Source organism: Georgenia sp. SUBG003 (assembly GCF_000715355.2).
Lineage (GTDB): Bacteria > Actinomycetota > Actinomycetes > Actinomycetales > Actinomycetaceae > Georgenia.
The window spans coordinates 1,644,903-1,656,913 of record NZ_CP180204.1 but is presented as its reverse complement, the minus strand read 5'-3'; the positions used below and the strand labels follow the sequence as shown (position 1 = coordinate 1,656,913).

At 67.0% G+C, this 12,011-nt stretch carries 9 protein-coding genes and 1 pseudogene; 5 read left to right on the top strand and 5 right to left on the bottom strand.

The features are described from left to right. Window positions 1–70: 70 nt before the first annotated feature. Genes DA06_RS08115 through DA06_RS08105 form a run of 3 tightly spaced genes read right to left on the bottom strand, consistent with a single transcriptional unit; the run spans window position 71 to window position 3,305 of the window. Complete coding sequence (locus DA06_RS08115) at window positions 71–640, bottom strand: hypothetical protein (RefSeq protein ID WP_418607366.1); 570 nt, start codon at window positions 638–640, stop codon at window positions 71–73. After that, complete coding sequence (locus DA06_RS08110) at window positions 637–1,176, bottom strand: pyruvoyl-dependent arginine decarboxylase (RefSeq protein WP_052436517.1); 540 nt, start codon at window positions 1,174–1,176, stop codon at window positions 637–639. The genes DA06_RS08115 and DA06_RS08110 overlap by 4 nt, the downstream gene beginning before the upstream one ends. Then, window positions 1,173–3,305: an ATP-binding protein gene (locus tag DA06_RS08105; protein ID WP_052436516.1), complete on the bottom strand. Its 2,133-nt coding sequence runs from the start codon at window positions 3,303–3,305 to the stop codon at window positions 1,173–1,175. The genes DA06_RS08110 and DA06_RS08105 overlap by 4 nt, the downstream gene beginning before the upstream one ends. Before the next feature lie 120 nt (window positions 3,306–3,425). On the opposite strand from DA06_RS08105, the gene DA06_RS08100 reads away from it, so the two are divergent. The 3 genes from DA06_RS08100 (at window position 3,426) to DA06_RS08090 (ending at window position 4,596) form a co-directional block, all read left to right on the top strand. After that, window positions 3,426–3,806 carry a response regulator gene (locus DA06_RS08100; protein WP_043498936.1) on the top strand — a complete coding sequence of 127 codons (381 nt, stop codon included), beginning with the start codon at window positions 3,426–3,428 and terminating at the stop codon, window positions 3,804–3,806. Further along, entirely contained in the window at window positions 3,803–4,126 is a 324-nt protein-coding gene (locus DA06_RS08095) for an Hpt domain-containing protein (protein WP_043498935.1), read from the top strand. Before DA06_RS08100 ends, DA06_RS08095 begins: the two co-directional genes overlap by 4 nt. 143 nt (window positions 4,127–4,269) lie before the next feature. Continuing rightward, a complete protein-coding gene (locus tag DA06_RS08090) occupies window positions 4,270–4,596 on the top strand; it encodes a sensor histidine kinase (protein ID WP_043498933.1) in 327 nt (108 codons plus the stop codon). A 641-nt stretch (window positions 4,597–5,237) separates the two neighbouring features. Here the strand turns inward: DA06_RS08090 and DA06_RS08085 are convergent. After that, window positions 5,238–5,537: a hypothetical protein gene (locus tag DA06_RS08085; protein ID WP_418607933.1), complete on the bottom strand. Its 300-nt coding sequence runs from the start codon at window positions 5,535–5,537 to the stop codon at window positions 5,238–5,240. Between the two features lie 345 nt (window positions 5,538–5,882). Between DA06_RS08085 and DA06_RS08080 the strand changes: the two genes are divergently transcribed. Further along, window positions 5,883–7,079 carry an IS110 family transposase gene (locus DA06_RS08080; protein ID WP_418607931.1) on the top strand — a complete coding sequence of 399 codons (1,197 nt, stop codon included), beginning with the start codon at window positions 5,883–5,885 and terminating at the stop codon, window positions 7,077–7,079. Between the two features lie 277 nt (window positions 7,080–7,356). Here the strand turns inward: DA06_RS08080 and DA06_RS08075 are convergent. Next, window positions 7,357–8,680: pseudogene (locus tag DA06_RS08075) on the bottom strand (UDP-glucose dehydrogenase family protein). Between the two features lie 955 nt (window positions 8,681–9,635). On the opposite strand from DA06_RS08075, the gene DA06_RS08070 reads away from it, so the two are divergent. Continuing rightward, window positions 9,636–11,813, top strand: coding sequence for a glycosyltransferase (locus tag DA06_RS08070; protein WP_418607364.1), 2,178 nt, complete (start codon window positions 9,636–9,638; stop codon window positions 11,811–11,813). Window positions 11,814–12,011: the final 198 nt, after the last annotated feature.

The following is a 12,011-nucleotide window of genomic DNA, read 5'->3' as shown; positions in this document are numbered from 1 at the left end:
CCCCGAGCCCGCGAGGCTGGCCGAGCGTGGCGACGACACCGTCGCCGCCACGCCGCCCGCCCGCCTCGGCTCAGGACCCGCGCGGACCGTGGAACGTGGCGGCGTAGTAGGTCTGGACGTCCACGCGCTCCACCTCGAGGTCGGACACGCTCCGGGCCCGGGCGAAGAGGTGCTCGGCGAACCGCAGCGTCTCGTCGTTGTACCTGCTGACGTCGTACGCGCACACCACGCGGCCGGTCACCAGGATGTCGATGAGCGCGTCGAGCATGTCGACGAACACGAGGCTGCGGCGGTGGCCCGGGTGGGCGAGGGTGAACCCGACGTAGTAGATGGCTCCGCGTGCGGCGTGCTCGGGGTAGAGGCGGGCGTGGAACTCCGAGCTGACCCACGGCACCGCCGCCAGGTCGGTGGCGAGCGTGGTGAGACCGGCGGCGCGGCCCTCGTGGTCGTGCGCGAGCACCTTGAGGATGCGCTCGTCGCGCATCTCCTCCTCAAACTCCTCGCGGGTGAGGACGTGACGGGCGGCGGCCCGCGTCTCGAGCGGTTCGAAGGCGGCGAGGTACGTCGGCCAGAACTCGTCGATCAGGTCGTCGCTCAGCGTCCGTGACGTGCTGACCTGGGCGCGGCCGGGGCGGGTCACGAGTCCGACCACCCTTGCGTGACGTACGACGCGACGACGACGGCGCACACCGGCTCGTGCTCGCACATCGCGTTGGCGAACGCCCGGCCCGCCGGGGTGTACCCGCCGCCCCGGCCCGCAATCAGGTCCTCGAGGGAGGCCGTCAGGTCCCGATCGACCTGCTCCTTGGACGGGCCCTCGTGCTCGACGAACAGCCCGGCTCCGCTCCCGTCGTCGTGCAACGCCCAGGCGATCCCCGCCCAGGCCTCGTGGTAGGGCAGCTCGGCGTGCGCCTCCGCATAGACGCAGTAGAGGCGGTCGCCGTGCCGGCCGGTCAGCTGGTCGACCGGTGCCACGGCCCGCACCTCGCTCCGGGGCGGGATCACCGAGCTGAGCCGGATGAGGTTGAAGTTGGCGACCCCGGCGTCCCGGAGGGCAGCGTCGAACGCCGACAGCTGCGTCCGTCCCGCGCCGGACCCCGTGCTGACCCGGATCGTCGGTGCGTCGTCGTGCGTGGCCGGTTCCACGGTGTTGCTCTCGCTGTGCGCGAAGCTCATCCCATCTCCTTCTTGGTGACCCGGACGTCAATCAGGTCGGTCTTGGTGGCCCCGGCCGTGAGGTGGTCCACCACCTCGGCACGCGGGACGGCGACGTGGAACGTCGATCCTTCGCCCAGCGTGCTGGTCACCCAGATGCGTCCGCCGTGACGCTCGACGATGCTCCGGGAGATCGCGAGCCCGAGGCCGGTGCCGCCCTTCTCGCGGGCATCCGTCGTGTCGACCTGCTCGAACCGTCCGAAGATAGCCTCCAGCCGGTCGGGCGGGATGCCGCGTCCGCGGTCGGCGACCCGGAACTCCACGAACGCCCCCGAGGGGCGGGCGGAGACGGCCACCTCCGATCCGGGGGGCGAGAACTTGACCGCGTTGCCGAGCAGGTTGGTGAAGGTCTGGACCATGCGGTCGGCGTCGGCGTGCACGTGGCCGGTGACCTCGCCGAGCCGGACCGAGACCCCTTCCGTGTCCGCCATCCCGCGCACCTGGTCGACGGCGGCACGGACCAGGTCGTGGGCGCTGTGGTTCGCCGTTTCGATGGTCGAGACCCCGGCCTCCATCCGCTCGACCTCGAGGATGTCGTTGATGAGGCGGGCGAGGCGTTTGCTGCTCTCCAGCGCGATTGTGACCATGCGCGCCGCCTGGGGCGTCATCTCGCCCACCGCTCCGCCGGCGAGCAGCCCGAGGGACCCGTGGATCGAGGTGAGCGGTGTGCGCAGCTCGTGGGAGATGACGGAGACGAACTCGTTCTTCAGCCGGTCGACCTCGCGCCGCTGCGTCATGTCGCGGAATACGACCACCGCGCCGATCACGTGGGTCCCGTCGAGCAGCGAGCTCGCGGTGACCTCGACGGGGATGTCCTTCCCGTCCGCCCGCCGGTAGCGGTCCTCCTCGGCGGAGGTGGTGAGGCCGTCGCGGACGGCCTCGGTGATGTAGCACCCGTCGGCGGGGAACGGCACGCCGTCGGCACCCGGCGCGTGGAAGGTCTCGTGGGCGTCGTGACCGACGAGGTCGGCGGCGGAGTAGCCGAGCGTGCGGGCAGCGGCGGGATTGACGAACGTGACCAGGCCGGCCCGGTCGACGCCGTAGATGCCGTCGGCGACGGAGGCCAGCACCAGCTCGGTCGACTGGGTCATGGTGCGCAGCTCGGAGGTCCGGGCACGCACCCGGCCCTCGAGCTCTCGCCGCAGTCGCTCGTTGTGCACGACGAGGATCGTCTGGCGGGCCGCGACGGCGACGAGGATGACGATCCACAGGGCCGTGGCCACCGGGCTCCACGGCGCTCCGGCCCTGGTGGCGACGCCCACCATCGCCGCGACGATGAACAGGGAGAAGGTGAGCACGGTGGCGCCGACCGGGGACGACTCGTCCCGCCGCGGCTCGGGCGGTGCGCCGACCGCGCCAGGGTGCCGCGCGGCGAGCCCGCCCATGGCGTACCCGGTGATCCACCCGAGGTCCACGGCGCTGCCGAGCGAGAAGGTTGAGACGCCGAGAGTCGCGTAGGACAGGTCGGCGAGGGCGTACAGCACGAAGCTGAGGCCCACCAGCAGGAGAGGCACGAAGTCTGACCGGGAGCTTCTGGTGATGAGGAAGACCGCCAGCGTGGCCAGCACGGCGTCGACGAGGGGGAGGACGAGTGCGATCAGGTAGGAGAGCCACGGGCCGACCACCTCGCGCCCGGGGAAGACTGCGACGGCGGCGATGAACAGCACCGAGCCGCCGACCACGACGCCGTCGAGCACCATCCGTGCCACCTGGGGGCGGCGCACCGGGCTCGAGGGGAACGACAGCAGCGCCAGGGCGCCGATCAGCAGCGCGCCGAGGTAGGCGAGATCACCGGTCTGCGTGGTCCCGGTGAGCAGTGCGACGGCGTTCCCGGAGAACCCCACGTAGCCGGCTGCGGCGAGCAGTGCCCAGGCCCGTCGACGGCGGCCCCGGGACCGCCGCGCCGCGAGGAGGCAGCTGGTCGCGGCCACCACCGCCGTCACGGCGATGGCGCCGCCGGAGAAGGCAGCCCGGACCGTCTCCGGGAGTCCGCTCAGGAGGACGGCGGTACTGGTGAGGATCCACAGCGCGGTGGCGACTGCCGACCGGCGAAAGGTCACGCCACGGACCGACGCCACGTCTTCCCCCATGGGGACAGACCCTATCGACGGGCACTTCCTCCTGCCGTGCTGAAACGGGGGCAGCGGGACGGTAACGTCGCCCGTAACGGCTGCGAAGCCGCGCCGATTCGCTGACCGGGGGGGAAAGCTATGGGGGCCGGACACGCGCTCGTGGTCGATGATGACGAGACGATCCGTGAGGTGGCGCAGATGGCGCTGGAGCTCGTCGGCGGTTGGCGAGTGACGACGGCGGCGGACGGCGCCGAAGCCGTCGAGCTCGCCCGCACCCACCGCCCGGACGTGGTCCTGCTCGACGTCATGCTGCCGCGGGTCGACGGCCCCGCGATCCTGAGCATGCTCCGCGCGGAGTCCGCGACACGGGACATCCCGATCATCTACCTGACGGCGAAGGCGACCCCGGGCCGCGAGGAGGAATGGTCCCAGACCGGGGCGACAGGGGTGATCGCGAAGCCGTTCGATCCGATGACGCTCGCCGACGACGTCGCGCGCCTCATCGGGCGGGACACATGACTGCCGAGGGCGCCATCGAGGAGGTCATGGCCGAGCTCTCGCTGCGGGCCGCCAGACGGAACCGCGAACGTGCGCGGGAGCTGGAGCGTCTCTGCGCGGACCTGCGGCCCGACACACCGGAGCGTGCCTGGGTGGACGCTGCTCAGATCGCCCACCAAATCGCCGGGTCCAGCGGCACCTTCGGGAACGCGGCCGCGAGCGAGACCGCCCGGTTGCTGCTGGTGGCGCTCCACTCGCGGGACCTCACCGCCGTCGCCGACCACATTGACACCCTCACCGCCCTGCTGGCCGGGCCGGACCGCCAGGACGGCGGACCTTGAGCTGCGCGAGGCACTGGCGGAGGACGCTATTACCCGTGACCGGCTGGTGGTAGGCCCGCAGCTGGTTAACGCTCAACCGGCTGCCGGTTCACTCCACGGGGCGGTGATCGGGTCGGTGACCACCATGCGCGACAGCGCGGGGCTTGAAGGCGCTGGAGCGGGCGCTGGACACCTCGCGGCGCACCACCGGCACGCTGCGGGCGCAGACGCACGAGTTCGCCAACCACCTGCACACCATCTCCGGGCTGCTGCAGCTGAAGCGGTGCGGTTCGTCGTTGCAGCTGAAGGAGTACGACGAGGCGGTGCGGTTCGTCGAGGGCGTCAGCCGGCACCGCGACACCCTGTACACCCAGGTGATGGCGCGGATCTCGGACCCGCCGATCGCGGCGCTGCTCATCGCGAAGGACTACTTGGCCGCCGAGCGCGGGGCGCGGCTGGTGCTGGTGGCCGCGGTACGGGTCGATCAGTAAGGCGTGCGAGGTGGTCATGGTGCGTCTGGGATGTCCCGGGAGACGTTGCACGGGTGGGTGCGTCAGGGCGATGTCGAGGCCGGTGCCCGGGACGGGATGTCCACGCAGGAACTCTCGCAGCATGGCGTAGAGGACGTCGCAGCGTCGACGAGCGAGGGCGATGAGGGCCTGGTTGTGCTTCGTGCCCTCGGCTCGTTCGCGGTCGTAGTAGCGCCGGGAGATGGGGTCGCTGAGTAAGGCGAAGGCGGCGGAGGAAGAGGGCGCGTATGAGGAAACCTTGTTGCCGGCCCGGTTGGGGTGCTCGCCACGGATCGAGCGGCCGGAGCGGCGCGTGACCGGGGCGAGGCCGGCGTAGGAGGCCATGTGCGCGGCAGAGGTGTGAAGTCCTTGCCGGCGAGCTCCGTCAGGAGCCGTTCGGTGGTCCTGATGCCATTGCCTGGCATAGACATCAGGACCGGCTGTGAACGCAGCTCGGCGAGCTGGGCGGCCAGGCGTGGCAGCACGGTCCCGGCGGCGTTGGTGCCGGCGACGACGACGGTCTGCTCGGCCAGTGCGGCGGTGATTTCCTCGGCCAGTCGCCTGCCCATGCGCGGGGGCGCGTTTGGTCAGCCGGTTCGCGATCCGTTTCGTGCCGGCGGCCTTCAGGTCTGCCGGGGTGGGCCTGGATCAGGTCGAGGACGGTCGGGTGGTCCGGGTGCTTGCCCAGCACCCGCTCGAGCGCGGGGTGGATCTGGGTCAGCAGGCCTCGCAGCCGGTTGAGCGCAGCGTGTGCGGCATCGTCCTGGGCGGCGCACGGCCAGCGGCAGGGCGCCGATCGTGGTGGGCTGGTCCACCACCATCAGCACCGGGCCGTGGCCGGCGAGCTTGGCCAGATCGCCCGCAGCTTGGCCTCGTCGCTGGGCAGGGCCTCGTCGAACAAGACCCGTCCCGGCCCGGTCCAGCGCGACCGCGTGGTGCTCGCTCTTGCCGACGTCAAGGCCGACGAAAGACCTCGACCTGGTGGTGTTCCTCGATCAACCGTGCCCCGTTACCTTCTTCGCAGCCCTCGGGTCGTGTTGGATCGGGGGTGCTGGCCTGTCGGGTCCGGTATGGCTCTTTGCCCCCAGTCGTTGATGATCCGGGGGGTGTTGCCGCCGGGGCCGATAGGTGGCTGGTGATCGCTGATAGGGGCCGGGCCAGACACCCTGACCGGGTGCGGAGTCGCCTTCGTAACGTGGATGCCGACGTCAGCCGCCGCGGACAGTCCAGCGTTCGTATCGGAAGCGGGCTAACGGGGGTCACGGGTGATCGGGGAACACCACCAGGTCGAGGTCTTTGTCGGTCTCGACGTCGGCAAGAGCGAGCACCACGCGGTCGCCCTGGACCGCGCCGGGAAGGTCCTGTTCGACAAGGCGCTGCCCAACGACGAGGCGAAGCTGCGGGCCATCCTGGCCAAGCTCGCCGACCACGGACAGATTTTGATGGTGGTGGACCAGCCGGCCACGATCGGCGCCCTGCCGCTGGCGGTCGCCCGCGACGCCGGGGCCCTGGTGGGGTACCTGCCGGGGCTGTCGATGCGCCGGATCGCGGACCTGCACCCCGGCCAGGCGAAGACCGACGCCCGCGACGCCCGCGTCATCGCCGAGGCGGCCAGGACCATGCCTCACACGCTGCGCTCGATCGAGCTGGCCGACGAGCAGGTCGCCGAGCTGACCATGCTCTGCGGGTTCGACGACGACCTGCGCGGGCAGATCACCGCCACCTCCAACCGGCTGCGCGGGCTGCTGACCCAGATCCACCCCGCGCTCGAGCGGGTGCTGGGCAAGCACCTGGACCACCCGGCGGTGCTCGACCTGATCCAGACCTGGCCGACCTCGGCAGACCCGAAGGCGGCGGGGACGAAGCGGATGGCGACCCGGCTGACCAAGGGCGCCCCGCGCATGGGCAGGCGCCTGGCCGAGGAGATCACCGCCGCGCTGGCCGAGCGGACTGTGGTCGTCGCCGGGACCAGCGCCGCGGGAGTCGTGCTGCCGCGCCTGGCCGCCCAGCTGGCCGAACTACGCGCCCAACGCGCCGACGTCGCCGCGAAGGTCGAGGAACTGGTGCGTGACCACCCTCTTCACCCGGTCCTGATGTCGATGCCGGGAAACGGCATCAGGACCACCGCACGGCTTCTGACCGAGCTCGCCGGCAAGGACTTCACCTCTGCGGCCCACATGGCCTCCTACGCCGGCCTGGCCCCGGTGACCCGCCGCTCGGGCACCTCGATCCGCGGCGAGCTCCCCAGCCGGGCGGGCAACAAGGTCCTCAAACGCGCCCTGTTCCTCGCCGCCTTCGCCTCCCTGAGCGACCCGGTCTCCCGGCGTTACTACGACCGCAAACGCGCCGAGGGCAAGAGACACAACCAGGCCCTCATCGCCCTCGCCCGCCGACGCTGCGACGTCCTGTTCGCCATGCTCCGCGACGGCACGCTCTACGACGCACCCCAGCCGCTTGCGGCTTGACGAACCCGATAGGGGCACCCCCGGGAGCCCGCTTGCGATGTGACGCTGGACTGTCCGCGGCGGCTGGGTGTCGGCATCCACGTTATGAAGGCGACTCCGCACCCGGTCAGGGTGTCTGGCCGGGCCCCTATTAGCGATCACCAGCCGCCTATCGGCCCCGGCGGAACCCCCCCGGATCATCAACGACTGGCGGAAAGAGCCATACCGAGTTCCGACAGGCCAGCACCCCCGATCGAACACGACCCGAGGGCTGCGAAGAAGGTAACGGGGGCTACTCTTACGGGCGGCCGATGCCGTTGTAGGTCCAGCCGGCCCCGCGCCAGGTGGTGGGGGCAAGGGCGTTGCGGCCGTCGATGATCCAGGGGTTGCGGACGGCGTCCTTGAGGCGTGCGGGGTCGAGTTCCTTGAACTGCTTCCACTCAGTGAGGAGGAGGACGACGTCGGCGCCTTCGGCGGCGGCGTAGGCGTCCTCGGCCACGTTCATGTCGGGGCGGCGTTGGGCGAGCACGGGACCGGCCGCGGGGTCGGTGACGGTGACGGTGGCGCCCTCGCCGGCGATGCTGTTGGCGATGTCGAGGGCGGGGGAGTTGCGCATGTCGTCGCTGTCGGGCTTGAACGCGGCGCCGAGGACGGCGACGCGCTTGCCGGTGAAGGTGCCGCCGACGGCGACCCTGGCCAGCCCGATCGCGTGCTCGCGGCGGCGGTCATTGATGGAGTCGACCTCGCGCAGGAAGGTCAGGGCCTGGTCGACGCCGAGCTCCCCGGCGCGGGCCACGAACGCGCGGATGTCCTTGGGCAGGCAGCCGCCGCCGAAGCCGATGCCGGCGCGGAGGAATTTCTTCCCGATGCGGTCGTCGTACCCGATGGCCTCGGCGAGCTGGGTGACGTCGGCGCCGGTGGCCTCGCACAGCTCGGCCATGGCGTTGATGAAGGAGATCTTGGTGGCGAGGAAGGAGTTCGCGGCGACCTTGACGAGCTCGGCGCTGGCGTAGTCGGTGGTAAGCCGGGGGATCTCGGCCGCGATGAGCTGCTTGTAGACGTCGTCGAGGACGCTCTTGGCGGAGTCCGCCTGCTCCTCATCCTTGGGCAGGCCGTAGACGATGCGGTCGGGGGAGATGGTGTCCTGGACGGCGAAGCCCTCGCGGAGGAACTCGGGGTTCCACACCAGCAGAGCCCCGGTGGGGGCGGTCTTCTCGGCGATCTCGGCGGCGGTGCCCACCGGCACGGTGGACTTGCCCACCACCAGGGTCGGGCCGTTCGTGTGGTGGTTCAGGTGCGGCAGGAAGGAGTCGACGGCGGCGTTGAGGTAGGTCAGGGCGGCGGCGTAGCCGCCCTGGACCTGGGGGGGTGCCGACGCCGATGAAGTGGACCTGGGCGTCGGCCAGGTCGGCGAAGTCGGTGGAGAAGCGCAGCCGGCCGGAGTCGACGTTGCGCTTGAGGAGCTCGTCGAAGCCCGGCTCGTGGAACGGCGCCACCCCCTGGGAGAGCGACTCCACCTTCGCGGCGTCGACGTCGATGCCGATCACGTCGTGGCCCAGCTCGGCCATGCACGCCGCGTGCACCGCACCGAGATACCCGCAACCGATCACCGAAATCTGCATGAACTGAACCTAGGCGATGTCGAACGACGTCCACCCGGGAGCCACACCACAGAGCACACCGCGGAGATTGGGTGTGTCACGAATCCTTCGATGGCAGTTCTTAACCGCGACGTTGGACGACTGTAAGGTCGTCCAGTGCCAATGCCTCTCGAACCGTGGATACTTCGAGGTTGCACGGGTGATCTCCAGGCAGCGCGCAGCCACGAGCGAAGCGCGGCGACCGTGTCACCCTACCTGGGAATGAAGTTTCGCTCGCGTTCCCTGAAAAAGGGCCACGATGCAAACGCTCCCGCCCCTGGTGCTATTTGCTATAGATAGCCAGCCGTTGAGCGCGCGTGACCGAGTTCTCTCTTGGGATGCACGCCAAACGGCGGCCAGTTATGCGACAGATGCCGAAATCGGGGTTCGTTGAACATCGCGCAAGTCATCCAGTAACGCTCAAACGGTTCCCCGGAACCCGACTCGTATGCGCCTAATCTGCGCCACCTCACCGCCGATGGGCGCTATTTACGGGCGAGCTCTCTACATGAAACAAGGATTGCACCAACTGCTACACTCGTGGCCGACATGGCGCTCTGAACCTCAACTGCCGTTTATTATGGAGTTCCATGCCTATCTCGTGGGTCACGGGCTCCGGACAATGAGGGGCAGATGCAACATCTCGACGATTCGTATGAGGGGAAGGTAGTTAATGGGGGTCACATTTGTGTATTGGTGTGCCCTATCGGCCGTCCTTACCTTGCATGCGGCGTTGTACTTCTTGAGCGCGAGTCCGGGGCGAAGGGTCCTCTTGGCGTCGGCATTCGGTGCCTTATGCATTATGGCGGCGAGTTCGCACTTGTTTGGCGACTCGGAGGTGGTCTCAATTGGGCTGCGTGTTGCGGGCGCGGGCATGTTGGTCGTCGCCGCGTCAACCGCCAAACTATCATTGCCAGGGGATACGGGGAGACGGAATGTGCCCTCCATCTTCAGAGCTATTGGCCTTCCCATCCTCACGTATGTAGGTATCGCCAACTTCGTTCACGGGTCGTGGGAGAGCGGGCTCAGTTACCTCCTCGGGGCCACGCTGCTTGCCGGCACTGCGGCCGCAGGCAGGCGGCTTCGAGCCGTCATGGATTTCGATAGAGCGCTGACGTGGGCGCTCGCGCTCGCATTGTTTGCATCCTTGGCCTATGCGATAGTGAACCCCGGCTTGGGCGTCGTTAACCTACGGTTGCGGGGCATTTTCGGGAACGCAAATACTATCGGTTTCTATGCTTTTATCTTAGGCGCATTGGTCACCGTAGTGCCGATGCGCCTGTTTTATCGACTTGCATTATTCGGCACCGTCGTCGCGGTGCTGACATGGTCTGCGAGCCGGTCAAGCGCCGTCGCATTTGTGGCATTCTTGGTTATGGTGACACTCAACAGACTGAGGCATCGTAGGTTCCTCACATGGTTCATCTTCCTGATACCTATCGGCGTGGCAGTGGCGTACGCGCTTTGGTCGCTGTTTGGTGATGCAACTGCGAATCTACTCCGAACAAACAATTCTCGGTCCGATACCTTCGCCTACGCGTGGGATGTGCTGCAGACGTCGCCAATTATCGGCGGTGGGGTGGAGGATGTAGCGGCGCGTATTGCTGGCACTCCCGTAGTCGCGGCTGCGCATGCGGGATTGATTGGCCTAACAGCTATCGTGGTCCTCTACGTCCGGATTGCTTCTTCCAGCCGGCGACTTGGTCTTGAGGCTGTTGCTCTCACTGGCGCGTCAATCATTCACTCCATCTTCGAAAGTTGGTTCTTGACCACCACAGGTCCACAGTTGTTCATCTTCGTACTAGCCTGGTACGGGATTAGTCAAACGTCACGCAAGCGAGGCGACGGTATGCCAGCCATTGCCTGCCAAACCAACGGCCATCTGGGCGGCCGCCTGCCACGGCGTTTAGCGACCCTGCGACTCTATAACAATAGCGTTTTTGAGAAAAGGATTTCGATCTTGATTCAGAATTTCACCCGTAAGCCGCTGATAATCTGGCGAAGTGGCCCAGTGGATGTGGAGGGCGGTGTCTATCGGTATCTGTCTCAGCACTGGGGCAACGAGGTGCTGGTGGTGACCGCCCGCGGCACATCTCCAGAGCGCTCCCTTGTTGGATGGTCGTCCAGCGGTATTCCACACATAAAACTCGGAGAAGCTAGGGACCCAGACGAAGAAGCCTTGCGTATTGCTGATGAGTACGCCGATGGGATTCATCTGGTTTATGGCCTTCGTGGCGAGAACTTCCGACGGTTTCGTATGCTGTGCAAGAATCCTGGTAGGAAGCTCGGGATTGTAGCCGAGCGCCCGACAAGGATGCGGCCGGGGTGGCGCAATCTGTTCGGACGAATGTTGTCTATCGCGTACTACCGTACTTTGAGCCTCAGATACGGCAGCAGGATCCAATTGTTCTTCGCACTGGGGCGCCGCGGCGTTGAAGAGTATCGGCGCTTAGGGTTTCGGGGAGAGGTGCTGTATCCATACATGTACAGCCCGCCAGCGCATCATGTCGTGCCGGTCGTAGAGTCGGGTACGACCCAACTTCCTCTCCGCTTCGTTTACGTCGGCCGCCTACGGCGGCAGTTCAAAGGCGTGCACGTTCTGATGGAGGCTATCGATCGGCTTTCAGGCGGAGACTGGCGACTTGATTTCGTAGGTGGATATGGCGAGCTTCTCGCTGAGATAGAGCATTTGGCCGCGAAACACCCGAACGTGGAGTACCTCGGAGCGTGGAACTCGGCCGAAGTTGTAGAGAGACTGCGACCATATGATGTCTGTATAGTGCCGAGCACCTTTGACGGTTGGAACGTCGTCGTAAATGAAGCGCTCAATGCCGGCATTGGGCTCATCGCGACTGACGAAGCGGTGAGTGACGAGATGGTTTCTGCTGCGCACGCTGGGATAGTTGTTCCTGCTGGCGACAGTTGCGCGCTCGCAATAGCGATTAAGCAGCTGATCAACGACCCAGGCCGTGTCGATAACTACAAGCGGAACGCTGTGGCGTTCGCTCATAGGATCGCAAACGAGTCGGTGGGTGAATACGTTATGGATGCATTAGATCACGCATTCACTTCAGACCGCGCAAAACCGAAGCCAGTTCCGCCGTGGGTCGTATAGGTCTTTCATCCTTGACAGGAAGGTCGTTAGCGTCGACCGACGTTGGTGAATAGTTGCTCAGAGTGAATCTGCCCTATCCGCGCACGTCAGTCGAGCACCGGAGGGACTTTTTGTGGTCACGAGTGTGTTCCGATTGATGAACGTAGTCGGTTTATGAATATAGCCAGTGTGAAGTAGACATTCGCAATGTTCTAGAAG